Annotated in this window: 16 protein-coding genes; 5 read left to right on the forward strand and 11 right to left on the reverse strand. The window is 65.7% G+C overall.

Annotated elements, in window-relative coordinates; all coding sequences use genetic code 11:
• Positions 1-45 precede the first annotated feature (45 nt).
• Genes ACFVHY_RS16295 through ACFVHY_RS16325 form a run of 7 tightly spaced genes read right to left on the reverse strand, consistent with a single transcriptional unit; the run spans position 46 to position 8,931 of the window.
• Positions 46-975: an aminoglycoside phosphotransferase family protein gene (locus ACFVHY_RS16295; protein WP_390273671.1), complete on the reverse strand. Its 930-nt coding sequence runs from the start codon at positions 973-975 to the stop codon at positions 46-48.
• On the reverse strand, positions 972-1,676 hold the full coding sequence (locus ACFVHY_RS16300) for a response regulator (RefSeq protein ID WP_390273674.1): 705 nt from the start codon (positions 1,674-1,676) through the stop codon (positions 972-974). Before ACFVHY_RS16300 ends, ACFVHY_RS16295 begins: the two co-directional genes overlap by 4 nt.
• Complete coding sequence (locus ACFVHY_RS16305; protein WP_390273676.1) at positions 1,673-4,219, reverse strand: DUF4118 domain-containing protein; 2,547 nt, start codon at positions 4,217-4,219, stop codon at positions 1,673-1,675. The genes ACFVHY_RS16300 and ACFVHY_RS16305 overlap by 4 nt, the downstream gene beginning before the upstream one ends.
• Positions 4,220-4,238: 19 nt before the next feature.
• The gene (locus tag ACFVHY_RS16310) at positions 4,239-4,874 is read right to left on the reverse strand and encodes a potassium-transporting ATPase subunit C (RefSeq protein WP_390273679.1); all 636 of its coding nucleotides are present in this window, start codon (positions 4,872-4,874) and stop codon (positions 4,239-4,241) included.
• A 5-nt stretch (positions 4,875-4,879) separates the two neighbouring features.
• The gene (kdpB, locus tag ACFVHY_RS16315) at positions 4,880-7,024 is read right to left on the reverse strand and encodes a potassium-transporting ATPase subunit KdpB (protein ID WP_390273681.1); all 2,145 of its coding nucleotides are present in this window, start codon (positions 7,022-7,024) and stop codon (positions 4,880-4,882) included.
• Entirely contained in the window at positions 7,021-8,826 is a 1,806-nt protein-coding gene (gene kdpA, locus ACFVHY_RS16320) for a potassium-transporting ATPase subunit KdpA (protein ID WP_390273683.1), read from the reverse strand. The genes kdpB and kdpA overlap by 4 nt, the downstream gene beginning before the upstream one ends.
• Before the next feature lie 6 nt (positions 8,827-8,832).
• Positions 8,833-8,931: a potassium-transporting ATPase subunit F gene (locus tag ACFVHY_RS16325; protein WP_211539599.1), complete on the reverse strand. Its 99-nt coding sequence runs from the start codon at positions 8,929-8,931 to the stop codon at positions 8,833-8,835.
• 362 nt (positions 8,932-9,293) lie between these two features.
• Between ACFVHY_RS16325 and ACFVHY_RS16330 the strand changes: the two genes are divergently transcribed.
• Positions 9,294-9,821: a DUF6611 family protein gene (locus ACFVHY_RS16330; protein ID WP_390273686.1), complete on the forward strand. Its 528-nt coding sequence runs from the start codon at positions 9,294-9,296 to the stop codon at positions 9,819-9,821.
• Here the strand turns inward: ACFVHY_RS16330 and ACFVHY_RS16335 are convergent.
• From ACFVHY_RS16335 to ACFVHY_RS16345, 3 genes are read right to left on the reverse strand one after another with little or no spacing between them, the layout of a single operon-like run.
• Positions 9,805-10,200 carry a PPOX class F420-dependent oxidoreductase gene (locus tag ACFVHY_RS16335; RefSeq protein ID WP_390273688.1) on the reverse strand — a complete coding sequence of 132 codons (396 nt, stop codon included), beginning with the start codon at positions 10,198-10,200 and terminating at the stop codon, positions 9,805-9,807. The genes ACFVHY_RS16330 and ACFVHY_RS16335 overlap by 17 nt on opposite strands.
• Entirely contained in the window at positions 10,197-10,943 is a 747-nt protein-coding gene (locus ACFVHY_RS16340) for an Asp/Glu/hydantoin racemase (protein WP_390273690.1), read from the reverse strand. The genes ACFVHY_RS16335 and ACFVHY_RS16340 overlap by 4 nt, the downstream gene beginning before the upstream one ends.
• Positions 10,944-10,972: 29 nt before the next feature.
• Positions 10,973-11,578, reverse strand: coding sequence for a DNA-3-methyladenine glycosylase I (locus tag ACFVHY_RS16345; RefSeq protein ID WP_390273692.1), 606 nt, complete (start codon positions 11,576-11,578; stop codon positions 10,973-10,975).
• Positions 11,579-11,832: 254 nt separating this feature from the next.
• On the opposite strand from ACFVHY_RS16345, the gene sigK reads away from it, so the two are divergent.
• From sigK to ACFVHY_RS16365, 4 genes are all read left to right on the forward strand, one after another.
• Entirely contained in the window at positions 11,833-12,387 is a 555-nt protein-coding gene (sigK, locus tag ACFVHY_RS16350; RefSeq protein ID WP_058249824.1) for an ECF RNA polymerase sigma factor SigK, read from the forward strand.
• Between the two features lie 325 nt (positions 12,388-12,712).
• Positions 12,713-14,950, forward strand: a complete 2,238-nt coding sequence (locus ACFVHY_RS16355) for an NADP-dependent isocitrate dehydrogenase (RefSeq protein WP_390273694.1) — start codon at positions 12,713-12,715, stop codon at positions 14,948-14,950.
• 209 nt (positions 14,951-15,159) lie between these two features.
• Positions 15,160-16,863 (forward strand): AIPR family protein, encoded by a 1,704-nt coding sequence (locus ACFVHY_RS16360; RefSeq protein WP_390273696.1) that lies wholly within the window; start codon positions 15,160-15,162, stop codon positions 16,861-16,863.
• Positions 16,864-17,152: 289 nt separating this feature from the next.
• Positions 17,153-17,875: a hypothetical protein gene (locus ACFVHY_RS16365; protein ID WP_390273698.1), complete on the forward strand. Its 723-nt coding sequence runs from the start codon at positions 17,153-17,155 to the stop codon at positions 17,873-17,875.
• A 13-nt stretch (positions 17,876-17,888) separates the two neighbouring features.
• On the opposite strand, the gene ACFVHY_RS16370 is transcribed toward ACFVHY_RS16365, so the two are convergent.
• The gene (locus ACFVHY_RS16370; RefSeq protein ID WP_390273700.1) at positions 17,889-18,704 is read right to left on the reverse strand and encodes an SDR family NAD(P)-dependent oxidoreductase; all 816 of its coding nucleotides are present in this window, start codon (positions 18,702-18,704) and stop codon (positions 17,889-17,891) included.
• Between the last annotated feature and the right edge of the window lie 65 nt (positions 18,705-18,769).

An 18,769-nucleotide genomic window follows, 5' to 3' on the forward strand; every position in this document is an offset into this window, starting at 1 on the left:
CGACCTCGACGCGCTGTCAGCGGGATTCGGCGCACGGTCGACGGATCAGTCGATCACCGCTTTCGCGACGGTGATGCAGGTGGTTATCCACTCCCGGTCGGCCGGTCGGAGCGGGCGTGACGCGCGGTCGGCGTCCTCGACCGCCCAGTGCGCGTTGAGGATCATCCGGACGATGACCCAGTCGCGGGCACGGTCCGGATCGAGGTCCGCCGCGTCGGTGATGGTGTAGAAGCGGCGGCGGATGTCGTACCGGACGTCGGATACGCGCGGGCCGAGGCGATTCCACAGCATGGGGGCGAGTTCGTAGTGCGCATCCCCCGACATCGGGCTGGGGTCGATGGCGACCCATCGGCCGTCGGCATCGGCGAGGACGTTCTCGTGGTGCAGGTCGCCGTGCACGATGACACCCACCGTCGCCTTGTCGGCCAGGAAGTCCCGGCCGACCGACAGCGCCTGCTCGACGAACCGTCGCGGTACCGGCGCGTCCCGCGGGATGCCGGCCAGGTTGTCCAGCCAGCGCTCGAGGTGGGTGGTGAGGAGCGCCAGACGCCCCGGCGCGGGGACGTGCAACCGGCCGTAGAGACCGGCGACCACCAGACATGCTTCGTCATCGTCGACAGTGGTCAGATCGCGTCGCGTCAGTCGTTCGAGGAGGATCGCGCGACGACGCGGATCGGCGCGCAGCATGCGAACGGCGCCGCGACCGTGCCAATGTTGCAGTCCCAGTGCCTCTTGCGCGCCTTCGTCGTCACCGTCGAACGCCACCTTGAGGACCGCCCGCGCACCCTGCCGATCGAGCACGGGAACGACGAGTGACTCGAACCCGTGCCACAGCTCGTCGCCGTCACGGCGCAATCCCCACTCGTCCAGGAGCACCGAGACCACGCCCGGTAGACGCGACAGCCAGTCCACCCACAGCGGACCGAGCGCGGCCTGCTCGGACAGACCGACCGGGATCTCCGACGCCGTGATCACGGTGCGCCACGGACGAACCGGTAACCCATCCCGGCCTCGGTCAGGAGGTGCCGCGGGTGCGCCGGGTCCTCCTCGAGCTTGCGCCGGAGACTCGCCATGTAGACGCGCAGGTAGTTACTCTGTCCCAGGTACCCCGGGCCCCACACCGTGGTCAGGATGTCACTCTGCGACACCAGTTTTCCCTCGTGACGCACCAGCATCTCCAGGATGCCCCACTCGGTCGGCGTCAGGTGGACCGGAACCTCCCCGCGCGTCACCTGTTTGGCGGCCAGATCCACGACGAAGGCACCCGCGTCCACGACCGGTGCTTCCGACGTCGCGTTCGACACGGCTCCGCGCCGTAGCGCGGCTCGCATCCGGGCCAGGAACTCCTCCATGCCAAAAGGTTTGGTGACGTAGTCGTCGGCCCCCGAGTCCAGCGCGACGACCTTGTCGGCAGCGTCGGTGCGCGCCGACAGGACGATGACGGGCACCGTCGTCCATCCGCGCAGTCCCTCGAGAACTGTCAGACCGTCGATGTCGGGCAGGCCGAGATCGAGCACCACGACGTGCGGGTTCTCCCGCGCGGCCGCTGTCAGCGCGGCGGCGCCGGTGGCCGCGGTCGTCACCGCGAAGCCACGCGCGTTGAGGTTGATCCGCAACGCCCGCAACAACTGCGGCTCGTCGTCGACGACCAGGACCCGCGTCTTCTCGGCGCTCATCGAGTCGGACCCTCGGTCTCGGTGTGCGTATCCTCGTCGGTCGCGGGCAGGTCGACGACCATGGTGGCGCCACCGCCCGGCGTGTCCTCGACGCTCAGCACGCCCCCGATTGCCGTGACGAATCCCCGCGCCACCGACAGCCCCAGGCCCACCCCCGACGACGCGCCGCTGGTGTCGCCACTCTGATGGAAGGGTACGAAGATCTGGTCTCGATCCACCATCGGGAGACCGGTTCCGTGGTCGACGACCCGGATCACGCATCGGGGCGGGTCGGCGGGGGTCAGCCGGGCGGTGATCTCGACCTGCCCGCCGCCGTGTCGGCGCGCGTTGTCGATGAGGTTCGCCAGCGCACGCTCGAGCAGTCCGGGATCGGTGTAGGCCCAGGCGTGTTCGAGATCGAAGACCGGGCCCGGTTGCCGGTCGGGACGGCCCGCCGTCACCGTGGCGCGATGCACGACCTCGGGCAGGAAGGTCCGCTGCCGCTGCGGCCGGACCGCCCCTGCCGCGAGCCGCGAGGAGTCCAGCAGGTTCCCCACCAGCGAGGTGAGGTGATCGACCGACTCGTCGACGGTCGCCAGCAGTTCCGCGGTGTCCTCGTCACTGAAGGTGACGTCGTCACTGCGCAGGCTCGACACCGCCGCCTTCGCCGCGGCCAACGGCGTCCGCAGGTCGTGTCCGACCGCCGACAGCAGTGCCCGCCGTAGCTCGTCGGTGCGCGCGAGCGCGTCGGCCGTCGCCGCCTCGGCTTCGAGGGCGTGACGCTGCACGGCGCCCGCCGCCTGCCCGGCCACGGCCGACAGGACGCGACGATCCCGCGCCCCGAGCTTCGGCCCGCGCAAGAGCAGCTCGAACTCGTCACCCGGCACCACGCAGACGGTGTCGGCGTCCTCCGGGGTCGTCGGCGGCGAGTCGCCCACCGCGGCCTCGACCGTCCGGCCGGCCCGAGAGGTCCGCCGTACCACCGACACGGCCGACTGATCGTAGGTCTCCCGGAACCGATCCAGCAGCACCGGGACGTCGGCACCGCCGAGCACGACGCTGGAGAACAGCGCCAGCAATTCGGCCTCGCGGGCGGCGTCCTGGGCCTGAGCACGTCGAACGGTCGCCGAATCCACCAGCGCGGCAACCGCGACCGCGATCAACAACATCACCAGGATGGTGATCAGATTGTCGGGCTGGCTGATCGTGAACGTGAATCTCGGATCGGTGAAGAAGTAGTTCAGGAGCAGCCCCGAGATGACCGCCGACAACGCGGCCGGCAGGATGCCGCCGAGCATCGACACCGCCAGTACCGCAACGAAGTACAGCGCCGACTGGCTGGCGAAACCGAGCCACGGGTCGAGCAGCTGGAGCACCCCGGTCACGGCGGCCGGCACCAGTACCGCGAAAACCCAGCTCAGCGGCCGGTGGAAGCGGGTGTCCCGGATGTCGAGTCGGGACCGGCGCGACGTCTCGTCGTGGGTCACCATGTGCACGTCGATGCGCCCGCTCTCGCTCACCACGGCGGCGCCGACGCCCTCGTCGAAGATCCGCTGCCATCGCGGTCGACGCGAGGTGCCTAGTACGAGCTGGGTGGCGTTGACGCCACGTGCGAAATCCAGCAGCGTGTCCGGGATGTCATCGCCGACGACGGTGTGGATACGCGCCCCGAATCCCGCCGCGAGCTCCTTGAGCGCGGCGAGGTCCACACCCGCACCGGTCAACCCATCGCCCCGGACCACATGGACGGCCAGCAGTTCGGCGCTCGACCGCGATGCGATCCGGCTCGCGCGTCGGAGCAGGGTCGGCGATTCGGCGCCACCGGTGACGGCCACCACGACCCGTTCACGCGCTTCCCAGGTCTCGGTGATGGAGTGCGCCGCACGATAATCCGCGAGCTTGTCGTCGACCTGGTCGGCGAGCCACAACAGCGCGAGCTCGCGCAGCGCGGTGAGGTTGCCCTGCCGGAAGTAGTTGGCCAGGGCACCGTCGACCCGCCCGTTCGGATAGACCTTGCCGACGGACAGGCGCTGACGCAGGGCCTGCGGATCGATGTCGACGAGTTCGATCTCGTCGGCACCGCGCACGATGTCGTCGGGCACGGTCTCCCGTTGCACCACTCCGGTGATCTGGGCGACGACGTCGTTCAGACTCTCCAGGTGCTGGATGTTGATCGTCGAGTAGACGTCGATCCCGACGGCGAGCAACTCCTCGATGTCCTGCCACCGCTTGCGGTTTCGCGAACCCGGGACATTCGTGTGGGCGAGCTCGTCGACGAGCGCCACGCGGGGACGCCGCGCGAGCACGGCGTCGAGGTCCATCTCCTCCAGCGGTGTCCCGCGGTGGGGCCGGTTGACCCGCGGGATCACCTCCAATCCCTCGATCAGCGCGGCAGTGGCCACTCGGCCGTGGGTCTCGACGAGCGCCACGACCACGTCCACACCCTCGTCGACGAGACCGCGCGCCTGTGCGAGCATCTCGTAGGTCTTGCCGACACCGGGCGCGCATCCGAGGAAGACCCGCAGCTTGCCCCGCCCCTCGGAGTGTCCGGCCGCTGAGCTCATCGGACGATTCTAGCCTCGGTCACGGGGCCCGACAGCCGGGCGGCGTGTGGCCGAGGGCCACATTGACCTCGAGGACGTTGACCCGCGGCTCGCCGAGGAATCCCCCTTGCCGGCCCTCGGTGTGGGCGTCGATGACGGCGCTGACGTCGCCGGTCGACATCCGGTTCTCCCGGGCCAGTCGCGGGATCTGGAGTCGGGCATACGCCGGGCTGATGTGCGGGTCGAGTCCCGAGCCCGACCCGGTCACCGCGTCGGCGGGCACCTGCGTCGGTGCCACGCCCTCCCGTGCGGCGACGATCGCGCGCCGGGCCTCGACGTTCTCCAGCAGGAGCTCGCTGTTCGGGCCCTGGTTGCTCGCCGCGGACGCCGACGGGTCGCCGGTCGCCATCGGTTCGTCCTCGGCACCGACCACTCGCGCGTGCAGATAGGGGTCGGGAGCCCCGGGCGGCACCTGGGGATCGACACCGATGAGGGACGAGCCGATCGTGCAGCCGGCCGCATCCGTCAGTCTCGATCCCTCGGCCTTGGACGAATCCACCCGCGATATCGCCCAGACCGCAGCGGGATAGGCGACACCCACGAGCATCGTGAGGCCTAGGAGCACGACGACGGCGGCGACGCACTGGCGTAAGAAGCCGGACAGAAGTGTGTTCATGGTGATCAGCCCATTCCCGGTACGAATCGAACGACGAGATCGATCAGCCAGATGCCGACGAACGGTGTGACCACGCCGCCGATCCCGTAGATGAGCAGGTTGCGTCCCAACAGTTTCGACGCCGAGCCCGGCCGGTAGCGCACACCACGCAGGGACAGCGGGATGAGCGCCACGATGATCAGTGCGTTGAAGATCACCGCGGAGACGATGGCCGACTGCGCCGAATGCAGACCCATGACGTTGAGGGCGTCGAGCTGCGGGTAGACGGCGGTGAACATCGCGGGCAGGATCGCGAAGTACTTCGCCAGGTCGTTGGCGAGCGAGAAGGTCGTCAGCGCGCCTCGGGTGATCAGCAGCTGCTTACCGATCGCCACCACCTCGATGAGCTTGGTCGGGTCGGAGTCGAGGTCCACCATGTTGCCGGCTTCCTTGGCCGCCGAGGTCCCGGTGTTCATCGCCAGCCCCACGTCGGCCTGCGCCAGTGCGGGTGCGTCGTTGGTACCGTCGCCGGTCATCGCGACGAGCCGTCCGGACGCCTGCTCGGACCGGATGAGATCCAGTTTCTGCTCGGGAGTGGCCTCGGCCACGAAGTCGTCCACACCGGCCTCGTCGGCGATCGCCCGTGCGGTGAGCGGATTGTCTCCCGTCACCATGACCGTCCGAATCCCCATGGCCCGCAACTGCTCGAAACGCTCGCGCATCGCCGGCTTGACGACATCGGACAGCTCGATCACACCGAGCACGCGGGCAGGCTGTCCAGCTTCGCGCAGTCCGACGACCAGAGGCGTGCCGCCGCCCGTGGACACGCGGTCGACATCGGCGACGACCGACTCGTCCACCCCACCGCGCCCGGCGACAACCCAGTTCGTCAAGGCATCCGCGGCGCCCTTCCGGTATTCGACGACAGCGCCGTCGGCGTGGACGTCCATGCCGCTCATCCTGGTCTGGGCGGTGAAGGCGACGATCTGATAGTGCGGATGCATCCGGCCACGCGCCTCGGCAACAATGGTGTCGTCCATGCACTCGACCCCGTAGGTGGAACGACAGAGGTCGACGATGCTACGACCCTCCGGTGTGTCGTCGGCCAGACTGCACTGGTAGGCGACGCCTGCGAGTTCGTCCACCGAGACACCCGGCGCAGGATGCAGATCGGTTGCGCGTCGATTGCCGTAGGTGATGGTGCCGGTCTTGTCCATGAGCAAGGTGTCGATGTCACCGGCCGCTTCCACCGCGCGCCCGGACATGGCGAGCACGTTGCGTTGCACCAGACGATCCATCCCCGCGATGCCGATCGAGCTCAGCAGTGCCCCGATCGTGGTGGGGATGAGGCAGACCAGGAGCGCGATCAGCTTCACCGGGTCGGGCGACTGTCCGGCATATTCCTGCATCGGTCCGACGGCCACGACGGCGAGCACGAAGATCACCGTGAGACTGGTCAGCAGGATGTCGAGCGCGATCTCGTTGGGGGTCTTCTTACGGGCGGCACCTTCGACCAACGCGATCATCCGGTCGACGAATGTCTCCCCGGGAGACGTGGTGATGCGCACGACGATCCGGTCCGACAACACCACGGTGCCACCGGTGACCGCCGAGCGGTCGCCGCCGGATTCGCGTACCACCGGCGCTGATTCACCGGTGATCGCCGATTCGTCCACGGTGGCGATCCCGTCGACGACATCGCCGTCGCCCGCGATCGTCTCACCCGCCTCGACGATCACGAGGTCGCCGATGGCCAACGCGCTGCCCGACACCTCCTCGATCGAGCCGTCCTGCCGCATTCGACGAGCGATCGTGTCGCGCTTGACCTTTCGCAAGCTGTCTGCCTGCGCGCGTCCGCGACCCTCGGCCACGGCCTCGGCCAGGTTGGCGAACAGCACGGTGAACCACAGCCAGGCCGCCACCGTCGCGCTGAACCACGACGGTTGTGCCACAGCGAGAACCGTGGTCACGACCGCACCGAGGAACACCACGAACATCACCGGGTTGCGCGCTTGATCACGCGGGTCGAGCTTGCGGAGCGCGAGCGGCAGGGAGGTCACGAGCGAGCGGGCGTCGAACGCACCGCTCGACACCAGCGCCGGAGTGGCGTCGCGATCCGGGGCGTCCCGAGTGTCCGCGGGATCGTCGGTTTCAGAGAGTTGCGTTGTCACAGAAGGGCCTCGGCTATCGGTCCCAGCGCCATCGCCGGGAAGAAGGTGAGTCCCGCGACGAGCAGGATCGTCGCCGCGAGCAGGAATCCGAACAGCAGTCCGTGGGTGGGCAGGGTGGCACGGGCCGACTCCTCGGCCTCGGCCGGGGCGGACAGCACTGCGGTGCGCGCCCCATCCGATCCGCCCGCTGGCATCTCGGCGGCCGGCATCGCATCTGCGCTGACCCCGTCACCGGCCGACATCTCGATGCCGCGGGGACGTTGCCGCGCCAGCAGACCGGCCAGAGCGAGCACGAGCACGATGGGCAGGAACCGTCCGAGCAACATCGCCACTCCGAGCGAGGCCTGGAACCAGTCGCTGGTCACCGTGAGCCCGCCGAAGGCACTGCCGTTGTTGTTGGCGGCCGACGTGTAGGCGTAGAGGACCTCGCCGAACCCGTGGATGGAACCCGGGCTACCCGGATCCCCGCTGTTGCCCTGGGCGTCGATCGTCGAGCCCAAGACCATCGAGACACCCGTGCCGGCCAGCACCAGCGCCGGCATCACCAACACATACAGTGCCGCCATCGTGATCTCGTGCTGACCGATCCGCTTGCCGAGGAAGGTCGGTGACCGCCCGACCAGGAGCCCCCCGATGAACACGGTGATCACCGCCATCACCAGGATGCCGTAGAGCCCCGATCCCACCCCGCCGGGCGCGACCTCCCCGAGGAGCATGTTCCAGATCAGCGCTCCCCCGCCGGCGGCGGAGAAACTGTCGTGCATGGAGTTGACGGCACCGGTCGAGGTCCCGGTGGTCGACACGGCGAACAAGGCCGAGGCCGGCACCCCCAGCCGTACCTCCTTGCCCTCCATCATGGCCCCCGCAGCAGCGGATGCCGCTCCGGCCGTGCGGCTCTCGAACGTCCAGACGACCGTGAGCATGAGCGCCCAGATGGCCGCCATGACGCCGAGGATGGTCATCCCCTGCCGCCGGTCACGGACCAGCGTTCCGTAGGTGCGCGTCAGGCACACCGGGATCAGCAGGAGCGCGAGGTTCTCGATGATGTTGGACAACGGGGTCGGGTTGGAGAACGGGTGCGCGGAGTTCGCCGACAACGTACCGCCGCCATTGGTACCGAGCTCTTTGATCGCTTCCTGGGAGGCGAACGGACCGATGACACTGCGTGCGTCGGTGCCGTCGAGCGCGGTCCACCCGAAGCCGGAGTGCCATGACTGCACCACGCCTTGTGTAAGTAACAATGTCGCGACGATCAGACTGAGCGGCAACAGGATTCGGATAACACCTCGCACCAGGTCAACCCAGAAGTTGCCGAGTTGGCCGCTTGCACGACGGTCGATGATGCCGCGGATCACCGCGATGGCCACGGCCATCCCGACGGCGGCGGAGGCGAAGTTCTGGACCGCCAACCCGACCATCTGGGTCAGGTTGCTCATCACGACCTCGGGTGAGTACGACTGCCAGTTGGTGTTGCTGACGAACGAGATCGCCGTGTTGAAAGCCGTCGACGGATCCACGCCCGGCTTGCCGTCTGACCACGGCAGGACCCCTTGCATGCGCTGGATGAGAAACAGTGTGAGAAACGACACCAGCGAGAAGCCGAGAACCGCCAGCGTATAACCCAGCCAGGTCTGTCGACTCCGCGGATCGATACGGGCCACGCGGTAGAAGACGCGCTCGGCGAAGAGGTCCCGGTCGCTGGTGTAGACGCGCGCCATGTAGTCGCCGAGGGGAACGTACACAGCGGCGAGCACCAGTACGAGAGCGGTGAGTTGGAGCAGGCCTGAAACGGTTGTGCTCATCTGGGATCAGAACCTCTCCGGAAACACCAGCGCCACCAACAGAAAGGCGACCACCGCCGTCGCCAGGGCGAGCAGGACGACGTTGGTCACCCCATCCACGGTCACTTCTTGATCCTGAGGTCGATTCCGCGCAATGCAAGCACGAGCAGGGCGAACCCTCCCACGGCGAGCACGACGTACAACACATCCGCCACGATCACTCACTCCCTTTCGCACAGCCCACCGATCTGTGGGCTCATGACAGGATGGTGCGCATCGACGTCGTCTGCGGCAGTCCTTAACGCGTTCCATACGCGCCGGGGAGCGAAATTGACGAGGCGTTGGCAGAGCCGGTGATCCGGGCGCGAATCGTACGGACGCACCGAGTCGACGGGGGTGTCACGATCGCGTAGGGATCGCCCGCTGCGACGTTCAGATCGCGTTCAGACGGTCTGTGTGAGGCGCCGGCGCGAGTAGACATCGGTGCCATGACCGGGATCATCACGCGAGTATTCGACGCCGGACCCCTCTGGGGCTTCGCCACGACGGACCATGCGCATCACGACACCTGTCACCGAATCACCGTCTTCCCGCCCGGGGCGACCGTACGAGAGCGTCGGTGGCTGCGGGCGTGGCATCACAGTGCAGCGATCACGGGGGTACTGCTCCTGGTCACCATCATCGTGGCGGCCGCGGTGGGTACCTCCGGTGCGGTGGCGGTCGTCGGCGCGGTGATCCTGACTCCGATTCCGGCGGTGGCCGCGTGGCTCGCCACCCGCGAGACCCGGCCACGCCAGGCGGTGATGGAGGTGTGGATCGAGGACCCCAGGATGCGCCCAAGAGGCGAGACCGAGCGGCGAGATGCACTTCGAAGGGTCGCCGCACGGCTGCGCCGAGCCGACGACGAGCTTCGATCCGGCCAGATCGACGCCGTCGCCCACGAGCAGATCTGGACCGAATGCCACTCCCACATCCGTGGGCTGTGCACCCAGCAGCGCGTCAGACCGCAGGCGTGATGACGATCCCCACGCTGCCGGCCTCGCCCCGGCGGAGCTTGCTTCCGAGCATGGTGATCTTGCCGAGGAGTCCGTACTTGTCGGCGATGGCCTTCTTGACGCGGCCGCTGTCCGCGGCGTCGAGCACCTCGGCGGTACCACTGACGGGCTCGCCGAAAGTCTTGTGGCCCCGAACGTCACAGGCCTGCACGACGACGCGCGGATCGCGTCGCAGACGCTTGACCTTCCACGAATCCGCGACGGTCCACATCACGAGGCGGTCGCCGTCGAGCGCCGCCCACAGCGGGGAAGTCACCGCGGTGCCGTCCTTGCGGTAGGTCGTCAGATTCACGTACTTGGCGGTGCCTGCTTCGCCGAATGTCGCCGCGCTCGAGGTCATGCGGCAATGCTACGGGCGAACAGTGTCTGCGCACGGCGGTCCGAAGAGTCCGCGTGCCTGCCGAATTCACCGAGAACCCCGGCGTCGCACAGGGTCGCCCAGGCGGTGACCTGGTTCGCCGACAGGACCGGCTTGCCGAGTTCGGCTTCGAGGCCGGCGAGGATGTCGTAGGTCCACAGGTTGGTGCAGGACACGAAGATCGCGTCGGCGTCGGGGTGGTCCGCGGCGCGGATGAGGTCCGCGGTCACGTGGTACGGAATGGTCCAGATCTCGGAGTTCCGCCCGAGCCCCGCCTGGGCGACGACGCTCCGGCCGGACTCGGCGAGGAAATCGCACAGCAGGCCGGTGAGGGACGCCGTGTACGGCGTGGCGACCGAGAGCGTACCGACGTTCAGCGCATCGAGGGCGCGGATCAGTGCCTCGGAGGTCGTCACCGCCCGCTCGGCGCCGGCCGCGACCATGCAGTTCGAGATCTCGAGCGCACCGGCCATCCCGTAGACGAAGCTGCCCGACGCGCAGGCGTAACCGAAGGCGCGCGGACCGACCGACGAGACGGCCCGCACGGCGGCGGCGATCTCGGCGTGGTTGTTGAGGTCGCGGCACAGTTCCACGTCGACCGGCGCGTCGATGAAACCGGTGCGGGTGAAGTACAGCGACACCGTATCCGGCATCCACCGCCACAGCTCACGATCGAGAGCCATGTCGAACGGGCATACCATCCCGATGCCGATCTGGGCCGTCATGCAGGGATGATGGCACATTGTCGGATTGTCTACAATCTATGCGGGCTCGCCGTACGTAGCGCCGCCTCCACGTCACCTCGGATCACGCAGCCGTAGGCGTGGTCGTTGACCATTCCCGTTGCCTGCATGAGAGCGAACATGGTCGTCGGCCCGACGAACCGCCAGCCACGCTTCTTCAGGTCCTTCGACAGAGCGAGCGACTCGGGCGATGTCGTCATCGAACCCGGCACGTGTTCCCCGGCCGGGGCGTATCCCCAGAAATAGGACTCCAGCGACCCCTGCTCGTCGATCAGCTCGACGGCCCGGCGCGCATTGTTGATCGACGCCTCGATCTTGCCGCGGTGCCGGATGATGCCGGCGTCGGCGAGCAACCTGGTGACGTCGGCGTCGGTGAAGCGCGCCACGCGCTCGATGTCGAACCCCGCGAACGCCGCACGGAAGTTCTCCCGCTTGATCAGGATCGTCCGCCAGCTCAGCCCCGACTGGAAACCCTCGAGGCAGACACGCTCGAACAGCGCCGTGTCGCCGGCGATCGGGAACCCCCACTCCGTGTCGTGATAGGTGGTCTCCGGTTCGCGCGCCGCCCACAGGCAACGTGCACGACCGTCGGCGATCGTTATGGTGTCGTCAGGCATCCACGCTCCTCTCGTGGCGAGCAGGCTACTCCGCAGCGCCGACATCCCAGCTCACCCGTTGTTCGGAGGCCGCGAGCCCCGCCGTTATCTCCCCGTTACCAAGTATTGCGAAAGCGTCCCGTTGTGTGTCGCGATGATCACTGTGCGCAGCGCGGGGCCTAGCGTTGGACACATCGCAACTCGGCCACCCGGCGCAGTCCGCCCGACGTGAACCCCGAGAGCGGGACAATCCATCTGCGGCAAGGAGCTTCGTGATGAAAGACACCGAACTGAGCACTCTCCTCGCCCGGGTGGCAACCGGCGACATGGACGCGTTCGCGCAGTTCTACGACGCGACGTGCGACCGGGTCTACGGCATGACGCTGCGGGTCCTCCGCGATCCGGGCTACAGCGAGGAAGCCACCCAGGAGACGTTCCTGGCGGTCTGGCGCAATGCCGACGCCTACGATCCCGCGTCCGGCTCCGCACTGTCGTGGATTCTCACGCTCGCGCATCGTCGCGCGGTCGATCGCGTGCGCTCGGAGTCGGCGGCGACCCGCCGGACCGTCGCCTACGGCATCGCCGACACCGGCCGCGAGGTCGACGAGGTCAGCGAATCGGTGGAGCGACGCGAGATCGCCCGCCTGATCCACACCGGCCTGGAAACCCTCACCCCGCTGCAGCGCCAGGCGATCGAGCTCGCCTACTTCCATGGGCTCACCTACCGCGAGGTCGCCGAACATCTCGACGTCGCCCTGCCGACCGTCAAGTCCCGCATCCGGGACGGCCTGATCAGGCTCCGGCAGACCGTGCCGGTTCGCGTCGCCTGACACCACCCGCACCAAGCCCCACCGTCCCGACCGGCCCCGCTCGACGGCGATCACCCGCCACCGAGTGGGGTCGACTCATGTCGGCACCCCGGGCGAACCGACTGTGGCGTCGACCACACAAATTTTGGGACGCAGGCCAGGTCACAGCCGTTACCACCTGGCGTTCGACGCGAATCCACCGACCACGTCTCCCGCCGCCCGGCCCGGACAGGCAAAATCATGGGTGGATGTCACGCGAGTCCATCCCCGTCGTGATATCGGTAAAACCGGACCCACAAGGCCGAACACAAACGCGTCGACCAAGACAGAATCGAGAACACATCGCATGAGTGCCGAACAGCCGACCATCATCTATACGCTGACCGACGAGGCACCCATGCTCGCCACTCATGCGTTTCTGCCGGTCGTGCGCACGTTCGCCGGAGCGGCCGGGATCTCCGTCGAGACCAGCGACATCTCCGTCGCGGCTCGCATCCTCGCCGAGTTCTCCGACCTCCTGCCCGATGACCAGAAGGTCACCGACAACCTGGGTGAGCTCGGCAAGCTGACCCAGAAGTCCGACACCAACATCATCAAGCTCCCCAACATCTCCGCGTCGGTCCCCCAGCTGCTCGCCGCCATCAAGGAGCTGCAGGGCAAGGGTTACGACCTGCCCGACTTCCCGGGCAACCCGAAGACCGACGAGGAGCGCGCGATTCGCGACCGGTACACCAAGTGCCTCGGTAGCGCCGTGAACCCCGTTCTGCGCGAAGGAAACTCGGACCGTCGCGCACCGAAGGCGGTCAAGGAGTACGCCAAGAAGCACCCGCACAGCATGGGTGAATGGTCGATGGCATCGCGCACCCACGTCGCCCACATGCGCGAGGGCGACTTCTACCACGGCGAGAAGTCGATGACCGTCTCCGGTGACCGCAAGGTCAAGATGGAGCTGATCACCGACTCCGGCGAGACCCTTGTGCTCAAGCCGGAGGTGTCGCTGACCGACGGTGATGTCATCGACAGCATGTTCATGAGCAAGAAGGCCCTGATCAAGTTCTACGAGGAACAGATCGACGACGCCTACAAGACCGGCGTGATGTTCTCGCTGCACGTGAAGGCCACCATGATGCGGGTCTCGCACCCCATCGTCTTCGGGCACGCGGTCAAGGTCTTCTATCGCGAGGCCTTCGAGAAGCACGGCGAACTCTTCGACGAACTCGGCGTCAACGTCAACAACGGGCTGTCGGATCTCTACAGCAAGATCGAGTCGCTGCCCAGCGCGCAGCGCGAGGAGATCATCGACGACCTGCACAAGTGCCACGAGCATCGCCCCGAGCTGGCGATGGTCGACTCGGCCCGCGGCATCACCAACTTCCACTCCCCCAGCGACGTCATCGTCGACGCCTCGATGCCGGCCATGATCCGCGCGGGCGGCAAGATGTACGGCGCCGACGGCCGACTCAAGGACACCAAGGCCGTCAACCCGGAGTCGACCTTCTCCCGCATCTATCAGGAGATGATCAACTTCTGTAAGACCAACGGGCAGTTCGATCCGACGACGATGGGCACGGTGCCCAACGTCGGCCTGATGGCGCAGAAGGCCGAGGAGTACGGCTCGCACGACAAGACCTTCGAGGTCCCCGCGGGCGGCACCGCCAACATCACCGATCTGGAGACCGGCGAGGTGCTGCTCACCCAGACCGTCGAGGAGGGCGACATCTGGCGTCTGTGCATCGTCAAGGACGCGCCCATCCAGGACTGGATCAAGCTGGCCGTGAACCGGTGCCGCGATTCCGGGATGCCGGTGCTCTTCTGGCTCGACCCGTATCGCCCGCACGAGAACGAGCTGATCAAGAAGGTCCACAAGTACCTGCCGGATCACGACACCGAGGGCCTCGACATCCAGATCATGTCGCAGGTCCGCGCCATGCGGTACACCCTCGAGCGCGTCGTCCGCGGCCTGGACACCATCTCGGCCACGGGCAACATCCTGCGCGACTACCTGACCGACCTGTTCCCGATCCTGGAACTCGGCACCAGCGCCAAGATGCTGTCGATCGTCCCGCTGATGGCCGGCGGCGGACTCTACGAGACCGGCGCGGGCGGCTCGGCGCCGAAGCACGTCAAGCAGCTCATCGAAGAGAACCACCTCCGCTGGGACTCGCTCGGCGAGTTCCTCGCGCTCGCGGTGAGCCTCGAGGACGTGGGCAAGAAGTTCGACGACAAGCGCGCCGTCATCCTGGCGAAGGCCCTCGACACCGCCACCGGCAAGCTGCTCGAGAACGACAAGGGGCCGTCGCGCAAGACCGGCGAACTCGACAACCGCGGCAGCCAGTTCTACCTGGCGCTCTACTGGGCGCAAGAACTCGCGGCGCAGACCGAGGACGAGGATCTCGCGAAGCACTTCTCGTCGCTGGCCGAGACCCTCGCGGCCAACGAGGACAAGATCGTCGAGGAGCTGAACGCGGTACAGGGCGAGCAGGTCGACATCGGCGGTTACTACTACCCCGACTGGGACAAGACCGCCGCCGTCATGCGTCCGAGCACGACGTTCAACGAGGCACTCGCGAGCGCGCAGCGCTGATCTGGAAGTCGGCGTGGGTCTCCAGTGAGGCCCACGCCGACTTGGTCCAGAAGCAGGCATATCTGACGCGCATTGGTCGATTCGTGTGCCGGCCAGCAAGGGCGGTCACCGCGTATCAGCGGACTTAGTACACGGAACGGGCCGCCTGATAACCAACAGCCACAGAGGCTAGAGCTCTTAACGCACCTAACACCGGAGACAACCGCCGAATGACTTCCAATGATGTAACGCTTCTTGCTGATATGGTGTCACGGTCACGCCAGGACACGGCGACTCTGTCAGCATCCGCCCAGGAAGCATACTTCGTCGCGAAGCACTATCTCCGCGAATACAAACCTGCGCACGATGACATCGTATCGGGGGTTGTCGATGGAATGCATGACGGCGGAATCGACGCCGTATACATCTTCGCTGACGGTTATCACGTCCGAGACGACTCAGCCATCCATAGCCTGGGCCGTCGGGCACACCTCGATCTAATATTCCTACAAGTCAAGAACTCGAAAAGTTTTAGCGAGTCATCCATCGACAAACTGATTGTGAACATTCCGAATCTGTTGGACTTCGAACGTGACGAGCCACAACTCGCCAAAACGTTCAACGCGAAAGTCATAGAGATTACGCGTAGATTTCTAAAGTCCTACCGTTCTCTGGAAATGCCCACGCTCTCGGTGTACTTCGCATTCGCTTCTTTGAAGGCGGACCACATTCACCCGAATCTTCACATCAGGACTGGAAAGCTCGAGAAGGCCTTTCGCACTTGCTTTGGCTCGGCGAGCGTCGCCGCAGACTTTCTAGATGCCGAGCGTGTGGCTGATCTTGCACGGCAGCGGCCGGTTACTAATCGCTCCCTAACTCTCACCGAGTTCCCACTGGCGACCGATCGCACTGGCGGTTACATCGGCGTAGTCAGCTTGACTCGGTATCAAGAATTCATCACGGATGAAACAGGGAAGCTCGATGCTTCACTGTTCGAAGCAAACGTTCGGGACTACGAGGGAGAGACCGCCGTCAATGCGAGCATTCGAACTACCCTAGAAAACCGGGAGCAAGATGTGGATTTCTGGTGGCTTAATAACGGTGTGACGATTGTTGCAGACAAGGTTCAGCAAGCAGGAAAAATACTCGAGCTAGCTTCTCCTCAGATTGTAAACGGACTTCAGACCTCCCACGAGGTTTACAAGCGGGCACGAGAGAATGCCACAGCTCCTGTCACGGACACTCGCGGAGTTCTAGTCAAGATTATCGAGGCGCAGGACGAGACTATTCGCGACCGTATAATTCGAGCGACAAATAGCCAAACAAACCTAGGAATTAGTGCAGTTCGCGCAACCGATAAGGTCCAACGACAAATCGAGGAGCATCTACGGAACCATGATCTTTACTACGAGCGTCGGAAGAATTTCTACCTTAATCAGGGCGTTTCGTCATCAAATCTGGTGACAATCGATCAGATGGGCCAGTCCGTTCTGAGTATATGCGTTCAACTACCGCATGTCGCCCGGGGAGAGTTGTCAAGGATCTTCGATGACGACGTTTATGAGTTGGTGTTCTCTTCCAACCATCCGATTGAGATGTATGCATATTCGATACGACTTCTAAGGGTCTGCGAAGAATACCTTCGTGCCCATCATCGGGAGCAGACCGACGATTTCCTCCTACATCTATCGATGATCGCTACCGTCGCCGTCACAAGGAAATTACGCCCCACAGCGGCCGAGATAGCCAGCACCGACCAGTTGCCGAATCAGTCGCTGTTATCTACGTTAGTGAAGCTAATCCAGAAGTCTTTCGCAACGGTTGCCAACAGGAGGGGCGATGTCTTGCTCGACAAAGTTGCGAAGGACGAGCTGACGACACGTGAGGTCGCAGATCATGCACAGCGATACCTCCGATCAACGCAGCGGAGATAGATTCCCGATTCGCCACCATCCTCAACGAACGCCACCGACTAGCGATGCGCATCGCCGTCCAGATGCGACCTGTCTCGAGGCACCTTTGCAGGGCCTAGATGCTCGCTAGGCGGATCGACCTGTTCAGAACAGGGCGCGATCACCCTCAGACAGTCCTGAGAACATCAAAGAGGCACGGCGGTATCGGTTTGACCCGCCGACAGAAGGGCCGACTAAGCTAGCACTGCAGCTCAGCGACTCGCTCGCGACCGCTTAGCCCCGCCTCACAGCGTCGTCTACCGTCGAGTCCATGGCCGACGTCAACTTCTACTTCGATCCCGTCTGTCCCTTCGCGTGGATGACGAGCAAATGGGTGCGAACGGTACAGGCCCAGCGGGACTACACGGTGGAATGGCGATTCATCTCGCTCCGTCTGCTGAACGCACACGTCGATTACGACGCGCAGTTCCCGCCGGAGTACGAGGCCGGGCACACCGCCGGACTCCGCCTTCTGCGCGCGGCGGCGAGCATCCGCCGCGAACACGGACCGGCCGCCATCGGCCCGCTCTACGAGGCGCTGGGTACACGAATCTTCGACGCGCACACCGGTTCCTACACCGTCGACGCCACCGACTTCCGCGGTACCGCGGAGTTCCTCGGACCCGTCCTGGACGAACTCGGGTTGCCCGCGCACCACCTGAACGCCCTCGACGACGACGAGTTCGACGCGGAGATCCAAACCGAGACCGACGAGGCCCTGTCCCTGACCGGTCGCGACGTGGGTACGCCGATCATCCACTTCCAGCCGCCCGAGGGAGTGGCCTTCTTCGGGCCCGTCATCAGCCGCCTACCCGGTGACGACGACGCGGTCGTCCTGTGGGACCACGTGATCGGCCTGGCGAGTTTCCCGGGTTTCGCCGAGCTCAAGCGGAGCCTGCGGGAGAAGCCACAACTGCGGGCCTTCGGAGTGACCGACGGCGAGGCGGGTGTCGAGGAGGACTGGCACGGCGGGAGTCGGCGCACCAAGAAATGAGCCGCCCCGGCGTCTACTTGAACGGATTGAGCGTCCGGCCGAGGAAGTACTGGATACCCGGCGGAATGGGACGCACGGCCGTCGTGACCAGCTTGTTCACCATGCCGGTCACGCACACCGCGTCGCCCTTCATCACCGCGCTCCATCCCTCGCGCACGACGTCCTCGGGCTCCTGCCACAGCACGCCGGGCAGGCGATCGGCGGTCTCGCGGGTCTCCGCCCCCATCGCATCGTGGAACTCACTCCTGGTGAAACCGGGACAGAGCGCCGTCACGTGGATGCCGTGCGGTTTCAGTTCCATGTCCAGGGACTGGGACATCAGCAGCACATACGACTTGATCGCGGAGTAGAGCAGGCCCTCCGCCGGAGGCAGCAGAGCCGTGATGGACGAGACGTTCACGATCCGCCCCCATCTGCGCTTCTTCATCCCCGGGAGCACGCGGTGGGACAGCTCGGTCAGCGAGGTCAGCATCAACTGCAGCTGACCTCCGACCTCCTCCCACGGGGTCTCGGCGAACTTGGTGCTCAGCGACATGCCGGCATTGTTGATCAGCACGTCGATGTCCAGCCCGAGTTCATCGGCGCGCTCGATGATCGCGGCCGGCGTGCCGGGTTCGGACAGATCCCCGGCGAACACCTCACAGCGAACGCCGTGCTCGCGATGTAGTCGCTCGGACAATTCGTCGAGGCGGTCGGCCCGACGAGCGACCAGCAGTAGGTCGTACCCCTTCGCGGCAAGATGTTCCGCGAACGTCTTGCCGATCCCGGCGGAGGCCCCGGTGATCAGGGCGGTGCGGTGGTCGAATGAATCGCGTCGATCCGAGGACATGCGCCGGCTTTCTGTCGATGGACGATGCCGCGAGTAGAACAGACCGCGCGTCCCTCGTCGGATCA

This window comes from Gordonia sp. NPDC127522 (assembly GCF_042672305.1).
Classification (GTDB): Bacteria; Actinomycetota; Actinomycetes; order Mycobacteriales; family Mycobacteriaceae; genus Gordonia; species Gordonia hongkongensis.